Origin of the sequence: Lentzea sp., assembly GCF_035525475.1 — a bacterium.
Classification (GTDB): domain Bacteria; phylum Actinomycetota; class Actinomycetes; order Mycobacteriales; family Pseudonocardiaceae; genus Lentzea.
Genome location: NZ_DATLEC010000048.1, coordinates 1 through 21,732 on the forward strand (window position 1 = coordinate 1; position 21,732 = coordinate 21,732).

The window sequence follows — 21,732 nt, forward strand, 5'->3', positions numbered from 1 at the left end:
GGCCCGCCCGGTGCTGCTGGACCTGGGCAGGGGCGACGAGAACGGCTTCACCTTCGGCCTGCTCTACGGCAGGGAGGTAGAGCTGGCGCACAAGACAGAAGCAGCACTACCAGACCTGTGGCAAAAACTGAGCAAGGAACACCTTTAGCCCACACGAAGCCGAAGGCGAGCACCACGCACGCTTTTCACAAAGCCGCCTGGTGGGGTGGTCCCGTCACGAGCAGTGCTGACGCGTCTTTGCCGCGCCCGAGGGCTGCTCGTGACGGGACCACCCCACGCGATCAGCAACAACCACCAAAACAGCAAGTCGCCCAACACAAACAGGCGTGCCATCAACCCGCAGACGGTGCTGGCCGGTCCTTGATCAGCTGACGGAGCCTGCGCAGTAAAACAGGAACCTCCCAGGAGAGCCGGTAACAGAGACAACTCTGCAGCAACTGGTCCCCCACCGGCACAGGTACGACCAGGTCCCGGTAGCAGAAATCCTGGACTACCCGAGATTCCACTACCGCGGCGCAATGCTGGACGTAACCAGACACTTCTTCACCCCACCTCAAGTAAAACGCTACACAGACCAGCTAGCAGCGTTCAAAATCAACTACCCCCACCTGCACCTGACAGACGACCAGGGCTGGCGCCTAGAGATCAAAAGCTGGCCAAACCTGACCAAGATAGGCGGAACAACCGAGATAGGAGGCAGAACAGGCACCCTCCACTACACCAAACCAAATACAAGGACCTGGTAAAGCACGAAACAACAAGAGCTGAACGAGGACAACAAAGCCCGCGAAAACTACACCGGAACAGAAGTAGGCTTCTCCTCCCCGGCCATCAACAAGGACATAACCTACAAATTCGTAGAAGACGTCATCAAAAAGATGGCAGAACTAACCCCAGTCCCCTACCTCCACATAGGCGGAGACGAGGCCCTGAGCACCCCGGACGCCGACTACGAGAAATTCATGACCAACCGCGTCTACCTCGACGTGAAGTACACCGGGGACACCGAACTGGGCCTGAACTGGGCGGGCACAGTAGAAATAGAGAACGCCTACGACTGGAACGGCTTCGCACAACGCCTGGGCGCACAGGCCCCACGCTGGGAAGTCCAGGACATCAACTACTACCGAAGCCCCCAGATCCCCTGGCAGGACTAGAAGTACCCCTGCCCGCGGTCCGAGTAGCTGACCACCAGGTGCTTGACCCGCCGGTACTGGGCGAGCGCGGCAGGGCTCGCCGGATACGCGTAGTAGTTGTTGACCCACACCCGCTCGGCCGCGAGCTCCTGACCGACGTTGTGCGCGAGCGCGATGTCCCGGCACCAGAGGCCGGCGCCGAGCTGGGAGATGGCGTCGTTGGCGATCTTCACGACGTCGTCGCGGTCGTCGAACCTCGTCACCGACACGATGGGGCCGAGCACGTCGGCGGTGGACACGGCCGAGCGGTGGTCGCCCTCGAAGATCGTCGGCTGGACGAAGTGCCCGGACGCCTCGCCGCCCAGGACCAGACGTGCTCCTTCGGCCCGTCCCCGCGCGAAGTACGCAAGAACCCGATCGCGTTGCGCAAGGGAGACGACAGCGCCGACCATGGTCTCGGTGTCGAGCGGGTCCCCCACCTTCAGCCGCCGGGTGCGTTCGGTGGCGAGGTGCAGCAGCTCCTCGTACACGGCGGTCTGGATCAGGGCCCGCGAAGGAGCCGTGGGGATCTCCCCCTGGTTGGCCGCGAACATCGCGAAGCCCTCGAGGGCCTTGTCCAGGAAGCTGTCGCGCTGGGCGACGACGTCCGAGAAGAAGATGTTCGGGCACCGGCCTGACATGACCGGGTGGTCATCCGATCCAGTGACCACGTTCACCACACCGGGCGGCAGCAGGTCGGCGATCACGTCGAGCAGGACGTGGATCGACGCCGGCGTCTGCAGAGCGGGCTCCAGCACCACGGCGTTGCCGGCGGCCAGCGCGGGTGCGAGCACGCGGCCCGCGTTCATCAGCGGGAACGTCCAGGAGAGGCGCTCGTGCACGACGCCGAGCGGCTGGAACGTGCGGTAGTCGCAGGTGCCGCGGCCGAGCTGCTCGACCTCGCCCACCTCGGCGCGGATGACGGCGGCGAACTGGCGGAACTGCTCGATCAGCATCGGGACGTCGACGACCAGGGCCTCGCGGACGGGCTTGCCGTTGTCCCAGGTCTCGGCGACGGCGAGCTCGGTCGCGTGCTCCTCCACCCGGTCCGCGATCTCGCCCAGGACCGTGGCGCGCTCTCGTGCCGTGGTGCTCCCCCAGGCCCGTGCGGCGTCGCTGGCCGCGTGCAGGGCCCGTGCGCGGTCGGCGTCGGTGCCGCGGGCGACCTCGGTGAACACCTCACCGGTCACCGGGGACACGTTCTCCACGTACTCGCCGGACACGGGCGTCACGTGGTCGCCACCGATGAAGTGGTCGTACCTCGCTCGGTACGCGACCACGCTGCCGGGCTGACCCGGCGCCGCGTACTGCGTCATTCTCGACTCCCGCTGAGAGACTGGGGTGGGGGAAATGAGAAAGTAGGCAGCAGAACGTTGCATGCTCGTTGCAAGCCGTGGATGGATTCAGTGACCCACGACCCCGAGCAACACGCACTGTTGCTGAGTCGCGTAAGAGAAGCCGTGTTGAGTGGTACTCGCACGGTCGATTCGCCACGCTCGGTGATTTCCGCGTCGTGGCGACGGTCACTCGCCGCCAACGTCGATCCCGACCTGCACACCGCCCCGACCGTGTTCGCCGCCGACGAGCTGCCCGATCTGCGTGAGCGCCATCCGCTGCACCCGAGCCTGCCACTGCTGCGCGAGACGTTGCTGGGCTTCGCGGAGGAGGCCGGGCACATCATGATCGTCACGGACGCGCAGGGCCACATCCTGTGGTGCGAGGGCTCCAGGGACACGCGCGGCCACGCCGAGGACGTCGGCCTGGCGGAGGGAACGCTCTGGTCGGAGGGCGCGGCGGGCACGAACGGCATGGGCACCGCGCTGGCGACGAACTCCTCCGTCACGGTCCACTCCGCCGAGCACCTCGTGCGGACCTACCACCACTGGACGTGCGCGGCGAGCCCGATCCGCGACCCCGACAGCGGCATGACGATCGGCGTCGTCGACCTCAGCGGCCCGATCTCGACCGTCCACCCGTCGATGGTGGCGCTGGTGTCCGCGTCGGCCCGGCTCGCCGAGTCGGAGATGCTCGCCAGGATGCACGCACGGGACGAGGAGCTGCGTGCGCGCAACATGCGCCATTTAATGGCGTTACGCGGGGAGCCCGGCGCGTTGCTCAGCCCCAGCGGACGCGTGGTGGCCGTCGAGCCGTACGGGTTGCTGCCGCCCCGCGTCGACGTCTCCTGCGACCGCGTGGTGCTGGACGACGGCCGCGAGGCGGTGCTGGAACCTCTCGCCGAGGGTTACCTGCTGCGCGTGCCACGGCAGCGGCACGTCCGGCGGAGCGTGTTGTCGCTGTCGTTCCTGCTGCCGGAGCCCAAGGTCGTGCTGGACGGGCGTGAGGTGCCGATCTCGCTGCGGCACGCCGAGATCCTGTGCGCGCTGACGCTGCACGGCCGGCTGTCCGCAGACCAGCTCGCGCTGCACCTCTACGGCGAGCGCGGCAACCCGACGACAGTGCGCGCCGAGCTGCACCGGCTGCGCGCCCAGCTCGGCACCGACGTGCTCGCGACCAGGCCGTACCGGCTCACCGCCGACGTCGAGGCCGACTTCCTCTCCGCGAAGAGCGCGCTCACCGACGGCGACGTCCCGCTGGCCGCGAGCAGGTACCGCGGGTCGCTGCTGCGCCGCTCCGAGGCGCCGTTCGTGCTGGCCGAGCGCGACGACCTGGCGACCAGCGTGCGCAAGGCCGTCCTGTCGCGCGGGGATGCGAACGCGCTGTGGACGTTCACCCAGACCGACTCGGGCGAGCACGACGTCGAGGCGCTGGAACAGCTGGTCAGGCTGCTCCCGCCGGACGACGTCCGGCTCGCCGTCGCCACCGCGCGGCTGAGGAGACTCGGCCAGGACGATTGACAAGAGTCTCAATAGCTGAATATCTTTCCCCCTAAGAGACTTAGCAGGGGGAGGATGTCATGCGCGTACTCATCATCGGAGCGGGGACCGGTGGCCTGTGCCTGGCGCACGGGCTCAAGAAGGCCGGCGTGGACGTGGCGGTGTTCGAACGCGACCGCACGCCGCGCAGCATGCTGATCGGGTACCGGGTCGGGATCAGTCCCGATGGCAGCAAAGCGCTGCACAGCTGCTTACCCCCGGACGTGTTCGCCGAGTTCGTCCGCACCACGGCCCGGCCGCCGCGACGGATCAACATGCGAACGGAGAAGTACGAGGAGCTGCTGGTCGGCGACATCGCGACGGGCCTCGACGACAGCCGCAGCGAGAAGTCGGTCAGCCGGATCGCGATGCGCACGGCGTTGCTGGGCGGCCTCGACGACGTCGTGCGGTTCGACAGGACGTTCACGCACTTCGCCCGGAACGACGACGGCACCGTCACCGCGTTCTTCGACGACGGCACGTCCGAGACCGGTGACGTGCTGGTCGGCGCGGACGGCGCGCAGTCCAAGGTGCGCAAGCAGTACCTGCCGCACGCGAAGGTCCGCGACAGCGGCATCACGTCGGTCGCGGGCAAGCTGCCGCTGACCGACGAGACCGTGAAGCTGCTGCCGCCGCTGGCCGACGGCGGCATCACGCTGCTGTTCGGCCCGCGCGGCGAGTTCGTGATCATCCACGTGATGCGCTTCGACGACGCGGACGTCGAGGACGACTACATCATGTGGGGCTACACGGCCTCGCACGACAAGTTCCCGGACATGAAGGGCATGAGCCAGGCGGAGCTCAAGCAGGTCGTGCTGACCATGACGCCGGACGTGCACCCGGACCTGCGGCAGCTCTTCGCGCTGGCCGTCCCCGAGACCGTGTTCCAGATCAAGGTCCGCACGTCCGAGCGGCTGGAGCCGTGGGAGCCGAGCAACGTCACGATGATCGGCGACTCGGTGCACCTCATGACGCCCGGCCGCGGCATCGGCGCGAACACGGCGTTGCGGGACGCGGAGCTGTTGTGCCGCAAGCTCACCGAGGCTCATCACGGCAAGGACGTCGTCACCGCGATCTCCGAGTACGAGAAGGAGATGGTCGCGTACGCCTTCGACGCCGTGCAGGCGTCGCTCAAGATGATGGACGGCACCAGCCTGATCCACAAACCGGTGATCGGCCGGGTCGTGTCGGCGTTCTCGCGGACCCTCCTGCGCGTGACCAACGCCGTGCCCGTGCTGAAGCGCAAGATGCTGGCCGAGGACGTGGCGACGCGTGATCACGTAAATTCGGCGCATGAGGTCGTTCACGCCGGGTGAGGTAGTGGTGCGGCGTGAGGTGCTGCACGGCGAGGTCTGGTCGGAGATGCCGGTCAGGGTCGTCGTCGACGAGCCGGGACTGCTCGCCGTGTTCGTCGAACCGGGCACCCGGCTCACCTACCCCGCCCACCACCACCCGCACCCGTGGGACACGCCGAACCGCGGGTTCTGGCGCGGGCACGGCAAGCTCATGCTGCACCGCCCGCGGGACGCCTACTCCGTCGACCTGTTCTGGAAGGGCGACCACCGGGCGTTCGGCAACTACTACCTGAACCTGCAGGCGCCCTACCGCCGCGTCGAGGACGGGTTCGAGACCCTCGACCACGCGCTCGACTACACGCTGGCCCCGGACGGGACGTGGGAGCAGCGCGACCTCGACGAGTTCGAGGAGCAGGTCGCGGCGGGCAAGTACTCCGCGGAGGAGGCCGAGTCGATCAGGGCGGAGGGGCGGGAGATCGAGAAGATGCTGGCCTCCGGCGAGATCTGGTGGGACACGGCCTGGGCGGACTGGCAGCCTCCGACGGTGTGGTCGTGAAGGTACGTCCCCTGACGTTCGACACCCTCGTCACCGAGATCGTCTCCCGCGTCGGCGCGGTGGACGGCCGGGTGCGGGTGCTGGTCGACGGCGCCCCCGCCGCGGAGCCGGGCAGGCTCGCGGACGCCGTCGTGGAGCCGTTGCGGGCGTCGGGACGAGCCGTGCGGCGCGTGTCCGCCGAGGACTTCCTGCGACCGGCGTCGGTGCGGCTGGAACACGGCCGCACCGACCCGTACTCCTACCGGCACGACTGGTTCGACTTCCACGGCCTCCAGCGCGAGGTTCTCGACCCCGCGCTGGACGGCAAGGTGCTGCCCTCGTTGTGGAACGCGGCCACCGACCGCGCCAGCCGGGCCGAGTACGTCGACCTGCCGGAGAACGGGGTGGTGGTCGTCGACGGCACCCTGATGCTGGACCGGTGGCTGCCCGCCGAGCTGACCGTGCACCTGTGGCTCTCCCCCGGCGCGCTGAAGCGCAAGACCGCCGAGGAGTGGACCCTGCCCGCGTTCGACGACTACGACCCGGTGGCGGACCTCTTCGTCCGCTACGACCACCCGGAACGGCCCGGTCTCGTCGAGTCGTGAACCGCTCCGCCCACCGCGGACATAGACGGGTGGAGAGGAGGGTCCGTGACCGACGAAGAACTCTGGGGGCAGGTCCGGGCCGGCGGAAGTGAGGCGTTCGGGCAGCTGTTCGAACGCCACGCCCAGGCCGTGTTCGCCTACTGCCTGCGCCGCACCGGCACGTGGGCGGTGGCCGAGGACCTGGTGTCCGTGGTGTTCATGGAGACGTGGCGCAAACGCACGTCAGTGACGGTCGAGGGGTCGTTGCTGCCGTGGCTGTACACCGTCGCTCTCGGTGTCACCCGCAACCACCGACGCGCCCGCACGCGCTACAGGTCCGCGCTGGGCAAGATCGCTCCGCAGCACGCCGACGACGACCACGCAGACGACGTGGCGCGGCGGGTGGACGCGGAGGCCAGGACCCTGGCGGTGATCGCGGAACTGGAGAAGCTCCCCGCCGGGGACCGGGAGGTGCTGGAGATGTCCGCGTGGTCGGACCTGAGCCAGGCGCAGATCGCCCAGGTACTCGGCATCCCGGTCGGCACGGTGAAGTCCCGGCTCGCTCGCGCGCAACGCACCGTGCGTGGCGCCCTGGTGGAGGAGGCACTGTGACCATCACGCCCGACATCCCGCCGCTCGACCCGATGCGGGTGCAGGTCCGCAAGCACGCGCTGCTGAACGAGATCAGCACGAAACCGTCCCGCCGCTGGTGGCGCTTCGCCGTGCCCGCCACGGCACTCGTGGCCGCCATCGCCGTGACGCTCGTGCTGTGGACACCGACGAACCCGAACGCGTACGCGTCGTGGACGGCCGAGCCGAGAGCACCCGGTGCCGGCGCGGAGGCCGTGATCGCGGAGTGCCGGGAGTCGATCGAACAGCACCACGAGCGCGGCAGGCGCGACAACGCACCGGACTGGCCGGAGGCCCCGACGGAGGTGTCGGTCGTCGACCAGCGGGGAAGCATGACGCTCGTGCTCTTCACGGGCCCGCAGAGCCAGTCGGAGTGCTTCCACACCCCGGACACCCACAGCGTCAGCGGAAGCGGGCGGGCCTCCGGTCTCGAACCGCTCGGCGAGAAGCTCTACCTCTCGTACGGGTCGAGCATGCGTTCCGAACGGGACGGCAGCAATCCGATGAGCGTCCTGCCCGCCAGGGTGAGCCCGGAGGTGGGGAAGGTCCGCGTGGACACCGGGGACGGGCTGCGGGTGACCGCGACCATCGGCAAGGGGTGGATGCTCGCCTGGTGGCCGAGCCGGGCGCACGCGACCTCGGTCACGTTGTACGACCACGACGGGCGGGAACTGGGTACTCAACCCGCCGTGGTTCGGTAGTCTGCAAGGCATGTGGCGGCCGGAGACCAAGCAACGAGCGCTGTTGGTGCTCGCGGTCTTCCTGCCCGCCCTCTACGCCTTCACGTTGATCTCGTCTCCGACCGAGGTCGTCGCGGCCGTGACCGCGCTCGCCCTCGCGTTGATCGTGGTCGTCGCGCTGGTGCCGCTGTCGGTGGCGCCGGCGCGGTCGCTCTCGATCCGCGAACGAGCGCAACGCACGGCACAGCTGCGGCTGCGGAACCCCGACGCCGCGGGCAGGCCCCGTCCACGAGCACCGGGATGCCGGACGTTCTGACACGTCCCGCACTTCTCAACTCAAGACGGAGAACCCTCCCTTGTTCGCTGACCTGGGCGCTGCCCTGGCGGGCTTCGGCATGCCCGCGCTCGCCATCGTCGGATTCACCATCGTCGTGCGGCTCGCGCTGCACCCCTTCTACCGCGCGGCCGTGCGCGGCGAGAAGGCCAAGGCCAAGCTCGCGCCGGAGATCCAGAAGCTGCAGAAGAAGTACGGCAAGGACCTGATGCGGTTCTCGGAGGAGTCGCAGAAGGTCTACAAGCGCAACGGTGTGTCGATGTTCGCGGGCATGCTGCCGATGCTCGCGACGGTCCCGTTCTTCATGGTCATCTACCAGGTGGTCACGACGCCGAACCCGTTGCTGGAGGGCACGTTGTTCGGCGTCTCGCTCGGCACGCACTTCACGACCGGCTTCGCGTGGGTGTTCTTCGTGCTCTTCGGTTTGCTGGCCGTCGTGGCCTACCTGACCGTGAAGTGGCAGCAGTCGCGGATGACCACCACGCCCGCGCCGGGGTTCATGACCGGACTGGTCAAGGTGCTGCCGTTCGGGACGATCCTGGTGGCGGCGTACCTGCCGCTGGCCGCCGGGCTGTACCTGCTCACCACGACCACGTGGACGATCGCGGAACGGGCCCTGCTCTACCGCATCCTGAGCTGAAGCTGGGCGACGAGCCGGACGAGCGGGTCGTCCAGATCGAGGTCGATCCGCTTGAGCCGGTACCGCAACGTGTTCGGGTGCACGTGCAGCCGGTCCGCCGCGGCGCGCACGTCGCCCAACGCGTCGAGGTAGGCCAGCAGTGACTTCGCGAGCTCCGGGTCGAGCGCGTCGATCCTCGGGTCCCTGATGCGCGGGTTGTCCTGCAGCAGAGCCAGGATCTCGCTCACCAGGACCTGGGAGCGGACGTCGGCGAGCGTCGCCACCTCGGCGTCGAGGTCGCGGGCCATCGCGTCCAGCACGCGTTCGGCCTCCTGGCGGGAGACCTGCGCGTCGTCCAACGTGGACACCGTCGAGCCGACCGCGGCCTGCACGCTGGTGTGGAGGTGGCGGCGGGCCGTGGTGACGATTTCTCTTGTCAGGCTGAGGAGCTGGGCGTTCGGGGCGAGATCCGGGAGCAGCACGTAGGTGCGGCCACCGGACTCGCTCACCAGTGCGCTGCGCCGGTACGCCGCCGCGTGCACGGAGATCAGGCCGGTCATGTCGGCGCGGCGGAGCTCGTGCTCGCTGCGGTCGCCCTCGCGTTCCCGGAGTGCGAAGACCACGACGGCGGCGGGCTTCTCGGGGTCGGCACCGATCTGGCCTGCGACCGTGGCGGCGTCCATGCGGCCGGTGAGCAACGCCGCCAGGAGGTTCTCGCGGAACCTGGACGTGGGCTGGTTGCGCTGCTGGATCAGGTGCGGGGCCGTGACGCGGGCGGCGCCGAGCAGCGCGCGTTCGGCCTGCTCGGTCAGCGGCTGGTCGCCCTCCTGCACCCAGATCGTGCCGAGCGGCTGGGCGCCCGCGTGGATGCCGACGGCGATGCGGCGGCGGATGCCGAGCTCGGGGCGTTCGTCGATCCGCACGACCTCCTCGCCTGAGCGCAGCAGGTTGTAGACGCCCCACTCGCGCAGCATCTTCAGGTACGGCTCGGGGCCCTGGCGGCCGAGGATCGACAGCCTGCGCAGCTCGTCGACCTCGTCGGACGAGCGGGAGTAGGCGAGCACGCGGCTCGCGGTGTCCTCGATGCTGACGATTCCGCCGGTCAGGGTGGCGATCGTCTGCGCGAGGGCGAACAGGTCGCCGAGGACCTCGCCGTCGTCCGTGGTGGTCGTGAGAACGCCTTTGGCCAGCGACTCCAGGTGTGCCCAGCGAACCTCGGGGCGGACTTCGAGCAACGCCACCCCGGCGTCCGTCGCCGCCTGGCCGAGCGCCGGGGACGACTCCTTGACCGCGACGGCCGCGGCCCTCGCCCGTCCGGCGGCCCTGATCAGCGGCAGCGCTGCCCGGCCCCGTGCGCCGATGACCAGGGCGAGGTCACCCGCCGACACGTCCGGCGGGTCGTCCGGGTCCATGATCACGACATCGCGCACGTCGACCTCCAGGCCGTGGGGCGCGACCTGCAGTTCCACCAGTGGGTCACCGAGCGCGATGAGGATGTGGCGGAGGCTCATGACCAAGAGGCATTCAGCACTGTTCGATCGTACATCTGACCTGGTGAATCTTGGAGGTTCGGACAACCGGGGCCAGGTCGCGCGGACTTACGGTGTGCGTACCGACGCTGACTTCGAAGGAGTTGCGAGTGGACGCGGTCACCCAGGTTCCCGCCCCGGTCAACGAGCCGGTCCTGCAGTACGCCCCCGGCACCCCGGAGCGCGCGGAGCTGCAGGCCAAGCTGGCCGAGCTGCAGAAGGAGCCGCTCGAGCTGACGCTGACCATCGGCGGCGAGCAGCGCATGGGTGGCGGCGAGCGCTTCGACGTCGTCCAGCCGCACAACCACCGCTCGGTCCTCGGCACGCTGGCCGGCGCGACCCAGCAGGACACGACCGACGCGCTGCGGGCCGCCCGTGAGGCCGCCCCGGCGTGGCGCGCGATGTCGTTCGACGACCGCGCGGCGATCATCCTGCGCGCCGCCGACCTGCTCGCCGGCCCGTGGCGCCAGACGCTGAACGCCGCCACGATGCTCGGCCAGTCGAAGACCGCGATCCAGGCGGAGATCGACTCGGCGTGCGAGCTGATCGACTTCTGGCGCTTCAACGTGCGGTTCGCGCGCACCCTCCTGGCGGAGCAGCCGATCTCGTCCCCCGGCGTGTGGAACCGCACGGACCACCGTCCGCTCGAGGGCTTCGTCTACGCGATCACGCCGTTCAACTTCACCGCCATCGCCGGCAACCTGCCGACCGCGCCCGCGCTGATGGGCAACGTCGTGCTGTGGAAGCCGTCGCCGACCCAGTCGTTCGCCGCGCACCTCACCATGCGGCTGCTGGAGGAGGCGGGCATGCCGCCCGGCGTCATCAACCTGCTGCCCGGTGACGGCCTCGCGGTGTCCGAGGTGGCGCTGAGCTCCCCCGACCTCGCGGGCATCCACTTCACCGGCTCCACCGCGACGTTCCAGAAGCTGTGGGCGCAGGTCGGCTCGAACATCGCGAACTACCGCTCGTACCCGCGCATCGTCGGCGAGACCGGCGGCAAGGACTTCATCCTGGCCCACCCGTCGGCCGACCCGGACGTGCTGCGCGTGGCCATGATCCGCGGTGCGTTCGAGTACCAGGGCCAGAAGTGCTCCGCCGCGTCGCGCGCCTACGTGCCGCGCTCGGTGTGGAACAAGATCTCCGACCAGTTCCTGGCCGAGGTCGAGGCGCTGACCTACGGCGACGTCACGGACTTCTCGAACTTCGGTGGCGCGGTGATCGACCGCCGCTCGTTCGACAAGCTGTCGGGCGTGCTGCAGGCCGCCCGCGCCGACTCGTCGCTGGAGGTCGCCGCCGGTGGCACCGCGGACGACTCGGACGGCTTCTTCGTCCGCCCCACCGTGCTGCTCGGCTCCGACCCCGCGAACTCCGTGTTCACCACCGAGTTCTTCGGCCCGGTGCTCGCGGTCCACGTCTTCGAGGACGCCGACTACCTCACCGTGCTCAAGCAGATGGAGAGCGCGGCGCCCTACGGTCTGACCGGCTCGATCATCGCCCGTGACCGCGCCGCCGTGGCGCACGCGCAGGAGGAGCTGCGGTTCGCCGCCGGCAACTTCTACGTCAACGACAAGCCCACCGGTGCCGTCGTGGGCCAGCAACCGTTCGGCGGCGGCCGCGCGTCCGGCACGAACGACAAGGCGGGGTCGGTGCACAACCTGCTCCGCTGGGTCAGCCCGCGCTCCATCAAGGAGACGTTCGCGGCCCCGACCACCCACCTCCACCCGCACCAGGGCTAGGCGCGGCCCGGCCCGTCGGCGGGCGTATTCACGCGGCGACGTTCCGGGCCCCACCACTGTCCGGCCCACCCGTGACTGGTTCCCGCCGCCACCCGTGGCGGAAACCAGTCACAACCACACCCCGAGGACGTGAACCATGTTGCGCTCCAGCCTCCTCCTGGCGTCCCGCAGCGCGGGTGCCCGCAAGCTCGTCGAGTCGACGCCGCTGACCCGGCCCGTCGTCGAGCGGTTCGTCGCCGGTGACGACGTCACCGCGGCCATCCGCGCGACCGCCGAGGTCCTCGGCGACGGCCGGTTGGTGACCCTGGACCACCTCGGTGAGGACACCGTCGAGGAGTCGCAGGCCAACGACACCGTCGAGGCGTACCTGACGCTGTTGTCGCGGCTGGAGTCGCACGGGCTCACCGAGGGCGCCGAGGTGTCGGTCAAGCTGTCCGCGGTCGGCCAGTCGCTGCCGGTGGACGGCGAGAAGATCGCGCTGGAGAACGCCCGGCGCATCTGCGCGGCGGCCGGTGTCGTCGGCACGACCGTGACGCTGGACATGGAGGACCACACCACCACGGACTCCACGCTGAGCATCCTGCGCGAGCTGCGGGTGGACTTCCCGTGGGTGGGCGCGGTGCTGCAGGCGTACCTGAAGCGCACCGAGCAGGACTGCCGCGAGCTCGCGCACGCCGGTTCGCGCGTGCGGCTGTGCAAGGGCGCCTACCAGGAGCCCGCTTCCGTTGCGTACCAGGACAAGCACGACGTCGACCTGTCGTACGTGCGCTGCCTGAAGATCCTCATGGAGGGTCAGGGCTACCCGATGGTGGCCTCGCACGACCCGCGTCTCATCGCGATCGCCGCCGACCTGGCGTCGGGACGCTCGAAGGACACCTACGAGTTCCAGATGCTGTACGGCATCCGGCCCGAGGAGCAGCGCCGCATCGCGGCCGAGGGCAACCGCATGCGCGTCTACGTCCCGTACGGCGACGAGTGGTACGGCTACTTCATGCGCCGCCTCGCGGAGCGTCCGGCCAACGTGGCGTTCTTCGTGCGGTCGCTGCTCACGACCAGCTGAGCGCGATCTCCGCTTCCTCCACCGTTTCCAGGGCGAACTCCAGCTTGACCGGATCTCCCACCGCGCGTGCGATCCGCACCGCGCGGTGGGCGAGCTGGAGCGCCTTCGCCGGTTCGTGCCTGGTCTCCACGCACAGCCGGCCGTAGATCGTCAACGCGTCGGCGTAGCCCGGTTGCTGGTCCAGGTCCAAGCCCGTCATGTGCCACAACACCAACGCCGTGTGCGCGGTGTTCCTGGCGTCGTCCTTGCGTTCCGCGCCGCGCAGCCGGCACGCGTGCTGCTGGATGGCCGCGAGGTAGGCGTTGGGCGGCGACTTCGGCAGCTGCGCGCGCCGCACGTCGACCGTGAACTCGGACAGCCGCAGCGCGCGGACGTGGTGGTCAGACTCGGACAGCGCGCGGGCGGCGGACTGCAGGACCGGCGCCAGCTTCGCGCCGAAGAACTCGACGAGCTGCGACGGCAGCCGGTGGCAGAGTTCGAGGCACTCGTCGGTGGTGCGCAGCGCCTGGTCGTCCCGGTCGTGCAGGAGCTGCTGCTCGACGAGGGTCGCGAGGGCGATCAGCAGGTCGGCCTGGTTCCAGACGAGGTCCTCGGCCACCAGCTCCCGGTAGACCTCGACGGCCTCCTCGGCCGCGCCCAGGTCGTCGGCGATCTGCGCGAGGACGAGCAGCGCGGTGCCGAGGCCCTTGCGGTTGCCCGTTTCACGCCACGCCATCACGGCCTCGCGCGCGGTGAGCTCGGCCTCCAGGTGCTCGTCCAGCTGCCGCAACGCCTGGCTGTGCCGCATCAACGCCTCGGCCAGCTCCGTGCGGAACGTCTCGGGGTTCACGACGGCGAGCCGGCGGAAGAGGTCGATGGCCTCCTTCACCGTCTCGTTCGCGGCACCGGCCCTGCGCAGGTCGATGAGCATCGTGCCCGCCACGACGAGGTTGCGGGCGAGCTCCGGTTCGAAGCGCGGGTCCTCCTGGGCGAGCACCCGCCAGTTCGCGATGGAGAGCTGCATCGAGTCGGCGGCGTGCTGCTTCTCGCCCTCGGCGAGGTAGCGGCGGGCCATGGCGGCCGCGACCCGCGCGAAGTCGGCGCGGAACAGCGCGGGGTGGTTCTTCGCGAGCTCCTGGTAGAGCAGGGTGGCACGGCTGATGGCGGCCATCGCGGCCTCGTCCCGGCCGAGCGCCTGGTAGCGGTAGCTGATCTGCTCCAGGGCGGAGGCGAGCTGCGGGATGGTCTCCGGGTCGTCGAGCGCGATCTCGTGCCAGAGCGCGATCGCCTCCTCGGAGACGGCCACGGCCTCCTCGCGCCGCTGGGCGTTGATGAGCCGCAGGCCCCAGTCTCCCAGGGCGTCGGCGAGCAGCGGCCGGTTGTCCCGGTCCTGCCGCACGAGCTCGCGGTAGCACTCGACCTCCTGCCGGGAGGCCTCGACGGACTCCTGGCGCAGGCCGCACAGCATCGTGCGGGCGCTGAGCATGCCGTACATCTCGGCGCGGTCGAGGACGTCCTCGGCGCGGTCGACCAGGCGCCGGGTGAGCATGGACGGGATGGCGTCGACGGCGAAGCGCTCGTCGCGGAAGATCTGGCGGGCGATGTGCTCCGCCGTGGCGAAGGACCCGATCTCGGCGGCGATGCGGAGGCTGTCGCGGGCCATGCCCGGCACGATCCCGGGGCTGGTGGCGACGAGCTCGTCGAGCCTTCCGGTCAGGTGGGGCCACCGGTGGGCGGCGCGGGCGAGCAGGTCCGGGTCGGGGTCCTCCGGCGTGGCGACCGCGAGGTAGTCCTCGGCGATCCGGCCCGTCGCGGGGCCGTAGTCGTGGTCCAGGAGCCGGCGGACGAGCTGGGTGCGGTTCACGTCGCACGGGTCGCCGTGGACCGCGGTCAGCGCGGCCATGTGCAGGTCGAGGACGGTCTCGCGGGCGATGTTGGGCGGCGGCTCCTCGGGCGCGGTGACGTTCAGCTGCTTCGCGAAGTGCTGGCAGGCGAGGGTGAACGACTCGGTCCTGTCGTCCATCGTCGGGGGCAGCTCGAGGTCGGTGACCTCGTGGTCGAAGTCCGCGACGCGCTGGCGGGTGGAGGACCACCACCAGCCCGTGATCCGCGCCGCGAACAGCACCCGCGTGCGCTCCGGTCCGTGCCTCAGCGTGTCCTGGAGCCGCAGGAAGACCTCCTGCCACTCCAGGCGGTCGGCGTCGTCGACCACCAGCAGCCCGCCGTGCTCGGCGTCGTCCCAGTGCTCCTCCCGGAAGTGCTGGAGCAGCCTGGTCTTGCCCGCGCCCGCCGGGGCGTGCAGCAGCAGCGACGCACGGGGCGCCGGGCTGTCGCGCCAGAGCGCGAGGGCCTGCAGTTCGGGTTCTCTGCCGTGGAAGGGGACCACCTGGTGGGTGGGATCCAGCAGGGCGGCGACGCTCGGTGCTCGGTCCACCGGTTCATAGTCGGCCGGTGGTCGGGGAAGGGGTAGGAAGACCACACCATCGTGGTCTTTTGCCGTTTTCTCTCACTCCTTTGCTGTCTGGATTGGAGGAGCTCCACCGGTTCTCCAGGTTCAGCCTGGACTGAAATTGTCAGACCTCCTCGGCACAATCACGGGTGTGCTGGTCGCCCTCGTCCCGGAAGCGGACGGTGCGGGCCGGTGGCAGGAGCTGCACGACGACGGGACCCCGGCCGGTCCCGCGGTGGCGGCGCCGTCGCTGGCCTCCGCCGTCGCGTCGCTGGAGCGCGCCCACCGGCCGCGCTGGGTGTGGGCGGACACGTCCGAGGTCTACCCGCCGCTGCTCGCCGCCGGCGTGCGGGTCGACCGGTGCTGGGACCTCCTGCTGACCGAGTCGCTGCTCCTCGGCGTGGAGGGCAGGCACCGCGAACCGCGCGAGCTGCCGGCGGCTCTGGCGCGCGCCCTGGGGTTGCCGGCGCCGGCCGACCTCGGGCACCGCAAGAAGGACGTCGAGCTGACGTTGTTCGAGCCGGAACCGGTGCTGCTGCCGGGCGACACCGACGAGCTGGCGGCGCTGTCGCTGGTCTTCCGCGCGCAGCAACGGAATCCGGCGCTGGGCCTGCTGATCGCGGCGGAGTCGGCGTCGGCGCTGGTGGCCGCGGAGATGACGCACCACGGGCTGCCGTGGCGGGAGGACGTGCACCTGCAGATCCTGGAGGAGGTCCTCGGGCCGCGCCCTGCTCCGGGTGCGCGGCCGAAGTTGTTGCAGGACTTGGCGGAGGAGATCCAGGAGGCGTTCGGCGGACGGGAGATGAACCCGGACGCGCCGGCCGGCATCGTGCGGGCGTTCGCGCGGGTGGGCATCGAGGTCCCGTCCGCGCGGCGGTGGGTGCTGAAGAAGGTCGACCACCCGGCGGTCGCGCCGTTGCTGGACTACAAGGAGCGCGCACGGCTGTGGGTGGCGCACGGCTGGTCGTGGCTCGACACGTGGGTCTCGGATGGACGGTTCCGGCCGGACTACGTTGTGGGAGGGGTGGTTTCGGGGCGGTGGGCGTCGCGCGGCGGTGCGGCGTTGCAGATCCCGCGGTCGCTGCGCAGAGCCGTCGTCGCGGACGAGGGCTGGTGCCTGGTGGCGGCCGACGCGTCCCAGCTCGAACCGAGGATCCTCGCCGCGCTGTCCGGGGACGCGCGGCTGATCGAGGTCTGCGGCGACGACGACCTGTACGCGGCGCTGGCGGAGGACTCGTTCAAGGGCGAACGCCCGCGCGCGAAGATCGCGATGCTGTCGGCGATGTACGGCGGCACGGCGGGTGAGGCGGGCTCGCTGCTCGCCGTGCTGCGCAAGAGGTTCCCCGTCGCCGTCGGGTACGTGGAGGCGGCGGCGCAGGCCGGTGAGCAGGGGCGGATGGTGCGGACGCGGCTCGGGCGCACCTCCCCCACGCCGTCGGCGGCGTGGCAGGAGCTGACCGGGGGCGCGGACGACGCCGGGGACGTGTCGCGGTCGTCGCGGCAGGCGGCGCGGAACTGGGGCAGGTTCACGCGCAACTTCGTCGTGCAGGGAAGTGCGGCCGACTGGACGGCCGCGTTGCTGGGCGTGTTGCGCACCCGTTTGCCCGCGGACGCGCACCTCGTGTTCTTCCAGCACGACGAGGTGCTGGTGCACTGCCCCCGCGCGGACGCGGACGCCGTGATCGAGGCGATCGCCCAGGCGGGACGCGAGGCGACGCGGTTGCTGTTCGGCGAGACGTCGGTGCGGTTCCCGATGAACGCGGTGCCCGTGGAGTGCTACGCCGACGCGAAGTGACCCGGCCCGCGCACTTCGTCCGTCGGCGGAGCACCACACCCGCTCGCCGCGCGCACGGTCCAAACGAGACCCTCGCCGCCGCGCCCGTTTCGCGTCGTTGGTCCGAACGGGCGCTTGTTCTTGCACCGTGAGAGCGCTCTCATAAGTGGACTGCACCCGTGACAAGGAGGTCACTCGCGCATGAGGCAACGACGCCGCGTTCTCGCGGTCACGACAGCTCTTCTTGCCGCGGTACCCCTGGCGATCGCCGCCATGTCCGCCAACGCCTCGATCCCACCCCCTGCGACGGGATGGACGCAGGTGTGGGGTGACGACTTCAACGGTTCGAACGGATCGCTGCCGTCGAGCGCCAACTGGATCATCGACACCGGCCACGGCTACCCCGGCGGACCTGCCAACTGGGGCACCGGCGAGATCCAGAACTACACGAACAGCACGAACAACCTCAAGCTCGACGGCAACGGCAACCTGCGCATCACGGCGCTGAAGGACGGTTCCGGCAACTGGACGTCGGCGCGCATCGAGACCCAGCGCTCCAACTTCAAGCCACCGGCCGGCGGCAAGCTCGCCATCGAGGGCCGCATCCAGATGCCGAACGTCACGGGTGAGGCCGCCCTGGGCTACTGGCCGGCGTTCTGGACCCTCGGCGCGCCGTACCGCGGCAACTACTGGAACTGGCCGGGCATCGGCGAGTTCGACATCATGGAGAACGTCAACGGCATCAACTCCGTCTGGGGCGTCCTGCACTGCGACGTGGCACCAGGCGGCGCCTGCGGCGAGTTCACCGGCATCGGCAACTCGCGGGCGTGCCCCGGCTCGTCCTGCCAGTCCGCCTTCCACACGTACCGCTTCGAGTGGGACGACGCGGCCAAGACGTTCACGTGGTTCGTCGACGGCCAGTCGTTCCACCAGGTGACGCAGGCGCGAGTCGGCGCCGGCGTGTGGAACCAGATGACGTCGCACGCGGGGCACTTCATCCTGCTCAACCTCGCGATGGGCGGCGCGTTCCCGAACGCGCTGAACAACAACCAGCCGACCCCTGTCGCGGCCACCCAGTCCGGGCATTCGATGGTCGTGGACTACGTGGCCGTCTACTCGACTGGTGGCGGGACCACCACTCCCCCGACGACCACGACCACCACGTCGAACCCCGGCGGTGGGGGTTCCGCGTACAACGAGCTGCAGGCGGAGAACGCCTCGGAACGCTCCGGTGGCACCGTGGGGTCGGGTGACGGCGGTTCCGGCGTGACCCAGATCGCGAACGGCGGGTACCTGAAGTTCTCCGGCGTCAACTTCGGCTCGGGTCCGGCGCGGCAGTTCTACGCCCGCGTGGCCTCCGGTGCCGGAGGTGGCGTGAGCGGCCTGGTCGAGGTGCGGCTCGGATCGCGCACCGCGACCCCGGTGGGCTCGATCGCGGTCGGCAACACCGGTGGGTGGGACGCGTGGAGGACCATCCCCGCGAACATCTCCGACATCACCGGCACGCACGACGTCTACATCACCTTCACGAGCGGGCAGCCTTCGCCGTACGTGAGCGTGAACTGGGTGAAGTTCGGCACCTGACCCCGTGTGACCGCACGGGTCCGCTCGTCCGCTAGAATCTCGTCCGAAACGCCCGGACGATTAGCTCAGCGGGAGAGCACTACCTTGACACGGTAGGGGTCACTGGTTCAATCCCAGTATCGTCCATCTGGCGCCGCGTCCTCCGGGATGCGGCGCCATTTGCTTTGATGGACCCGTGTACGCCGAACGTCCTGCTCCGGCGGGTCTGGCTTGTCTCTGGACGCGCACGGTGTCGTCTCCGGCCGTGCAGCGCGTGGTGCCGGACGGCTGCACCGATCTGATGTGGACTCCCGCGACCGGCGCGTTGTTCGTGGCGGGTCCGGACACGCAGGCGCAGTTGGCTTCTGTCGCGCCCGGCACGTTGTACGGCGTGCGGTTGCCGCCCGGCGCGTTCCCGTCGGTGTTCGGGGTGCCCGCGCATGCCGTGCGTGACCAACGGGTGCCGTTGTCGGAACTCGTGCCGTCGGCGCGGCTGGAGTCGTTCTCGGAGATGGTGGCGTTCTGCGCGTCGCGGGTGGTCGTGGATCCCGCTCTGGTCGCCACCGCCTCGCTGCTGCGGACCGGTGACGTGGCGTCGGCGGCGTGGGAGATCGGGCTGAGCTCACGCCAGTTGCGGCGGCGGTGCCTGGACGCGTTCGGCTACCCGCCCAAGGTGCTGCAGCGCGTGCTGCGGTTCGACTCCGCTCTGCGCCTGGCGTGGGACGGTGTGCCGTTCGCCGCTGTCGCGGCCGAGGCCGGGTACGCGGACCAGGCACACCTGGCCCGCGAGGTCCGCGCGCTGGCCGGCGTGTCGCTGGGTCAGCTGATCCGGCCGTAGCGGCGCAGGGTCAGCAACGCGTCGACCGTGGCGATCGAGCGCCATTCGAAATGGGTGATCGGCGTGAAGGCGGGGAAGTGGAAGTTCCAGCCGCCGTCTTCCTGCTGGCCGCGCTCGAGTTCGTCGAGATCATTTTCGAGCTCTTCGTCGGTGAACCACGCGCGGGCGATGCTGGTGGGTTTCCGCGCGTACTGGTGCAGTTCCAGACCTTCGCCCTCCGCGTAGCCCTCGGTGCTCGGCTTGAGGTGCCTGAGCTTCTCGGCAGCCAGTTCCGCACGGGCCCTGTCGGGCACCTCGTCCAGGAACATCACCGCCCCTCGCAGCTCGTACGGGTGGGTCTGGTCGAGCTTCTCGATCTCCTGCCAGCAGTAGTCCGTGGCCCTGTCGAGCCAGGGGTGGTTCGCCTTCAACGCGTGCAGCGCGGCGGCGATCTGGGAGGTGAGGAGGAGCCCGCCCTGGTCGTCGGCGGTGATCCACGGCGCCATCGGATGCCCCTGGGACGTGGACAGGCCGAACGGCACACTCCCGTCGGGACAGGTGGCGTCAAGCCAGGTCAGGACCGATTCGGCGTGTTCGGGAGCGTCGACATCACCGAACAGCTGGAGGGCGCGCAGGGCGTGCAGCGGCTGGCTGGTGGGACCGCGGTGGTCGGGTTCGAGGGCGTACCCGTACCCGCCGTCGTCGTTGCGGAAGGCCAGCACGGCCCGCACCACGGCCTGGGCGCTGCCACCGTCGAAAGCGTGCTCGAACCAGCGTTGCTCCAGCGTGCGGGCGTTGTGCCAGAGGAAGTTCCTCGCGCGTTCGATCATGCCCCGAACCTAGGCCGGTCGCGGTGTGCGGTCTTGAACGAATCGGACATGTGACCTGATCAGCTGATTCGTTCGCCTACGAGGGGAACCTGAGCTGTGTAAAAATCCTCTTACAGGGGTGTGGAGTTCTGAGGGGAGCTGGCTGAGATGCTGATGTTCGACGCGGTGGTGCCGGCGGTGAAGGCAGCTGGTGCGGCGGCGGGCGCCGCTGCGGGCGCGGCCGCGGGGGCGGGCGGCGCTGGAACCGCGAAGTTCAGCGTCGATCCCGACCAGGCCCAGAAGATGATCACCGGCTTGGAAGCCGCCATCGCCAAGCTGACCGACCTCAGCAAGAAGGGCGACGAGCTGACGCAGTCCGGCGCCCCCGGCCCCGATCCCTACAGCGGCTGGGCCACCCTCCAGATGCGCAAGAGCGCCGGGCCAGAGGCCGGTGGCTACATGTGGGCCAACGACGCCGCGGTCAAGGCGCTCGAACAGACCATCGCGAACATCAAAAAGGCCCTGGCCGAGTACCAGGGCACTGACGAAGCCGCCGAGAACGCGGTGAAGGGCTGAGACGACCTTGAAGCGCATGACCGCTCTGCTGACCGCCGTCATCGCCGTCGGCGTCCTGGCCGGATGCTCTGGCAAGACCGGGGGGAACGCCACGACGACATCATCGACCGCCGGAGAGCAGACGAGCAGCGCGCCCACGAGCGAGGGCTCTGCTTCGGGCCTCAGCATCGCGAAGTTCGTGGACAAGCCCTGCGACGTGCTCACCACCGCACAGGTCGCGAAGCTCGGCGGCGTGAACGCGGCGAAGCCCGGCACCAGCACGCTCGGCGCCACCTGTGAGTGGGTGGGCAAGGTCCCCACGGAGAACTCCTCGTACACGGTCTACGTGACCGAGGACAAGGACGTGGAGGGCATGGTCGGCAACGTCAAGAGCCAGCCGATCTTCACCGACAAGAAGATCGGTGACGTGCGTGTGGTCGTCAACGACTCCACCGACGGAACCCTGCACTGCAGGGCGATCATCGAGGTCAGCAAGACGGACTCGGCCACCGTCGACGTGCGGGTCGCCGCCGCCGAACGGGCGAGCAAGCCCGCGTGCACCGAGGTCGAATCGGTCGCGACGATGGTCATCGACACACTGAAGGGGTAGCGGACATGCCTGGGGATGAGCCGAACATCGCTGGTTTCGCGATGCTGCCCTTCGCGGGTGGCGAGACCGTCTACAAGTGGTTCGACAAGGGCAAGGGCCCGAGCCAGAGCACCGCGCCGACGGCGC

20 protein-coding genes, 1 tRNA gene and 1 pseudogene are annotated in these 21,732 nt (G+C 69.6%); 18 read left to right on the forward strand and 4 right to left on the reverse strand.

Annotated features, from left to right (window positions below; all coding sequences use genetic code 11):
* Positions 1 to 485: 485 nt before the first annotated feature.
* Together VM306_RS08205 and VM306_RS08210 are read left to right on the forward strand one after the other, a co-directional pair.
* Positions 486 to 920 (forward strand): annotated as a pseudogene (locus tag VM306_RS08205) (family 20 glycosylhydrolase); the annotation flags it as partial.
* Positions 921 to 962: 42 nt separating this feature from the next.
* The gene (locus tag VM306_RS08210; RefSeq protein ID WP_325512665.1) at positions 963 to 1,157 is read left to right on the forward strand and encodes a hypothetical protein; all 195 of its coding nucleotides are present in this window, start codon (positions 963 to 965) and stop codon (positions 1,155 to 1,157) included.
* Here the strand turns inward: VM306_RS08210 and VM306_RS08215 are convergent.
* A complete protein-coding gene (locus VM306_RS08215; protein ID WP_325512627.1) occupies positions 1,154 to 2,491 on the reverse strand; it encodes an aldehyde dehydrogenase family protein in 1,338 nt (445 codons plus the stop codon). The genes VM306_RS08210 and VM306_RS08215 overlap by 4 nt on opposite strands.
* Positions 2,492 to 2,674: 183 nt before the next feature.
* Here VM306_RS08215 and VM306_RS08220 point away from each other — a divergent pair, with 183 nt between their 5' ends.
* Genes VM306_RS08220 through VM306_RS08255 form a run of 8 tightly spaced genes read left to right on the forward strand, consistent with a single transcriptional unit; the run spans position 2,675 to position 8,746 of the window.
* Positions 2,675 to 4,030 carry a GAF domain-containing protein gene (locus VM306_RS08220; RefSeq protein WP_325512629.1) on the forward strand — a complete coding sequence of 452 codons (1,356 nt, stop codon included), beginning with the start codon at positions 2,675 to 2,677 and terminating at the stop codon, positions 4,028 to 4,030.
* A gap of 59 nt (positions 4,031 to 4,089) precedes the next feature.
* Positions 4,090 to 5,364 carry an NAD(P)/FAD-dependent oxidoreductase gene (locus VM306_RS08225; protein ID WP_325512631.1) on the forward strand — a complete coding sequence of 425 codons (1,275 nt, stop codon included), beginning with the start codon at positions 4,090 to 4,092 and terminating at the stop codon, positions 5,362 to 5,364.
* Positions 5,342 to 5,899, forward strand: a complete 558-nt coding sequence (locus VM306_RS08230) for a DUF402 domain-containing protein (protein ID WP_325512633.1) — start codon at positions 5,342 to 5,344, stop codon at positions 5,897 to 5,899. Before VM306_RS08225 ends, VM306_RS08230 begins: the two co-directional genes overlap by 23 nt.
* Positions 5,896 to 6,483 carry a uridine kinase gene (locus tag VM306_RS08235; protein WP_325512635.1) on the forward strand — a complete coding sequence of 196 codons (588 nt, stop codon included), beginning with the start codon at positions 5,896 to 5,898 and terminating at the stop codon, positions 6,481 to 6,483. Before VM306_RS08230 ends, VM306_RS08235 begins: the two co-directional genes overlap by 4 nt.
* 45 nt (positions 6,484 to 6,528) lie before the next feature.
* Positions 6,529 to 7,074 carry an RNA polymerase sigma factor gene (locus VM306_RS08240; protein WP_325512637.1) on the forward strand — a complete coding sequence of 182 codons (546 nt, stop codon included), beginning with the start codon at positions 6,529 to 6,531 and terminating at the stop codon, positions 7,072 to 7,074.
* A complete protein-coding gene (locus VM306_RS08245; protein WP_325512639.1) occupies positions 7,071 to 7,793 on the forward strand; it encodes a hypothetical protein in 723 nt (240 codons plus the stop codon). The genes VM306_RS08240 and VM306_RS08245 overlap by 4 nt, the downstream gene beginning before the upstream one ends.
* Before the next feature lie 10 nt (positions 7,794 to 7,803).
* Entirely contained in the window at positions 7,804 to 8,088 is a 285-nt protein-coding gene (locus VM306_RS08250) for a DUF6412 domain-containing protein (protein WP_325512641.1), read from the forward strand.
* A 40-nt stretch (positions 8,089 to 8,128) separates the two neighbouring features.
* The gene (locus VM306_RS08255) at positions 8,129 to 8,746 is read left to right on the forward strand and encodes a YidC/Oxa1 family membrane protein insertase (RefSeq protein WP_325512643.1); all 618 of its coding nucleotides are present in this window, start codon (positions 8,129 to 8,131) and stop codon (positions 8,744 to 8,746) included.
* Here the strand turns inward: VM306_RS08255 and VM306_RS08260 are convergent.
* On the reverse strand, positions 8,728 to 10,236 hold the full coding sequence (locus VM306_RS08260; RefSeq protein WP_325512645.1) for a helix-turn-helix domain-containing protein: 1,509 nt from the start codon (positions 10,234 to 10,236) through the stop codon (positions 8,728 to 8,730). The genes VM306_RS08255 and VM306_RS08260 overlap by 19 nt on opposite strands.
* A 128-nt stretch (positions 10,237 to 10,364) precedes the next feature.
* Between VM306_RS08260 and pruA the strand changes: the two genes are divergently transcribed.
* Together pruA and VM306_RS08270 are read left to right on the forward strand one after the other, a co-directional pair.
* Entirely contained in the window at positions 10,365 to 11,990 is a 1,626-nt protein-coding gene (pruA, locus tag VM306_RS08265) for an L-glutamate gamma-semialdehyde dehydrogenase (protein WP_325512647.1), read from the forward strand.
* 136 nt (positions 11,991 to 12,126) lie between these two features.
* A complete protein-coding gene (locus VM306_RS08270; protein WP_325512649.1) occupies positions 12,127 to 13,050 on the forward strand; it encodes a proline dehydrogenase family protein in 924 nt (307 codons plus the stop codon).
* Here the strand turns inward: VM306_RS08270 and VM306_RS08275 are convergent.
* The gene (locus tag VM306_RS08275) at positions 13,037 to 15,463 is read right to left on the reverse strand and encodes a hypothetical protein (protein WP_325512651.1); all 2,427 of its coding nucleotides are present in this window, start codon (positions 15,461 to 15,463) and stop codon (positions 13,037 to 13,039) included. The genes VM306_RS08270 and VM306_RS08275 overlap by 14 nt on opposite strands.
* Before the next feature lie 166 nt (positions 15,464 to 15,629).
* On the opposite strand from VM306_RS08275, the gene VM306_RS08280 reads away from it, so the two are divergent.
* The 4 genes from VM306_RS08280 to VM306_RS08295 all read left to right on the forward strand — a co-directional run bounded on the left by VM306_RS08280 (position 15,630) and on the right by VM306_RS08295 (position 19,653).
* The gene (locus VM306_RS08280; RefSeq protein WP_325512653.1) at positions 15,630 to 17,273 is read left to right on the forward strand and encodes a bifunctional 3'-5' exonuclease/DNA polymerase; all 1,644 of its coding nucleotides are present in this window, start codon (positions 15,630 to 15,632) and stop codon (positions 17,271 to 17,273) included.
* A 180-nt stretch (positions 17,274 to 17,453) separates the two neighbouring features.
* Positions 17,454 to 18,836, forward strand: coding sequence for a carbohydrate-binding protein (locus VM306_RS08285; RefSeq protein WP_325512655.1), 1,383 nt, complete (start codon positions 17,454 to 17,456; stop codon positions 18,834 to 18,836).
* Positions 18,837 to 18,890: 54 nt separating this feature from the next.
* Positions 18,891 to 18,962, forward strand: a tRNA-Val gene (locus VM306_RS08290).
* A 49-nt stretch (positions 18,963 to 19,011) separates the two neighbouring features.
* Positions 19,012 to 19,653 carry a DUF6597 domain-containing transcriptional factor gene (locus tag VM306_RS08295; RefSeq protein ID WP_325512657.1) on the forward strand — a complete coding sequence of 214 codons (642 nt, stop codon included), beginning with the start codon at positions 19,012 to 19,014 and terminating at the stop codon, positions 19,651 to 19,653.
* On the opposite strand, the gene VM306_RS08300 is transcribed toward VM306_RS08295, so the two are convergent.
* Positions 19,635 to 20,462 (reverse strand): hypothetical protein, encoded by an 828-nt coding sequence (locus VM306_RS08300; protein WP_325512659.1) that lies wholly within the window; start codon positions 20,460 to 20,462, stop codon positions 19,635 to 19,637. The genes VM306_RS08295 and VM306_RS08300 overlap by 19 nt on opposite strands.
* 147 nt (positions 20,463 to 20,609) lie before the next feature.
* Here VM306_RS08300 and VM306_RS08305 point away from each other — a divergent pair, with 147 nt between their 5' ends.
* Both VM306_RS08305 and VM306_RS08310 read left to right on the forward strand, forming a co-directional pair.
* Positions 20,610 to 21,017, forward strand: coding sequence for a hypothetical protein (locus VM306_RS08305; protein WP_325512661.1), 408 nt, complete (start codon positions 20,610 to 20,612; stop codon positions 21,015 to 21,017).
* Between the two features lie 16 nt (positions 21,018 to 21,033).
* Positions 21,034 to 21,606: a DUF3558 domain-containing protein gene (locus VM306_RS08310; protein WP_325512663.1), complete on the forward strand. Its 573-nt coding sequence runs from the start codon at positions 21,034 to 21,036 to the stop codon at positions 21,604 to 21,606.
* The last annotated feature ends 126 nt before the right edge of the window (positions 21,607 to 21,732 follow it).

Coding starts and splice junctions, on each gene's coding strand:
- VM306_RS08210 (WP_325512665.1), top strand. CDS start 963: ATGACCAACCGCGTCTACCTCGACGTGAAGTACACCGGGGACACCGAA.
- VM306_RS08215 (WP_325512627.1), bottom strand. CDS start 2,491: ATGACGCAGTACGCGGCGCCGGGTCAGCCCGGCAGCGTGGTCGCGTAC.
- VM306_RS08225 (WP_325512631.1), top strand. CDS start 4,090: ATGCGCGTACTCATCATCGGAGCGGGGACCGGTGGCCTGTGCCTGGCG.
- VM306_RS08230 (WP_325512633.1), top strand. CDS start 5,342: ATGAGGTCGTTCACGCCGGGTGAGGTAGTGGTGCGGCGTGAGGTGCTG.
- VM306_RS08250 (WP_325512641.1), top strand. CDS start 7,804: ATGTGGCGGCCGGAGACCAAGCAACGAGCGCTGTTGGTGCTCGCGGTC.
- VM306_RS08260 (WP_325512645.1), bottom strand. CDS start 10,236: ATGAGCCTCCGCCACATCCTCATCGCGCTCGGTGACCCACTGGTGGAA.
- VM306_RS08270 (WP_325512649.1), top strand. CDS start 12,127: ATGTTGCGCTCCAGCCTCCTCCTGGCGTCCCGCAGCGCGGGTGCCCGC.
- VM306_RS08285 (WP_325512655.1), top strand. CDS start 17,454: ATGAGGCAACGACGCCGCGTTCTCGCGGTCACGACAGCTCTTCTTGCC.
- VM306_RS08300 (WP_325512659.1), bottom strand. CDS start 20,462: ATGATCGAACGCGCGAGGAACTTCCTCTGGCACAACGCCCGCACGCTG.
- VM306_RS08305 (WP_325512661.1), top strand. CDS start 20,610: ATGCTGATGTTCGACGCGGTGGTGCCGGCGGTGAAGGCAGCTGGTGCG.
- VM306_RS08310 (WP_325512663.1), top strand. CDS start 21,034: ATGACCGCTCTGCTGACCGCCGTCATCGCCGTCGGCGTCCTGGCCGGA.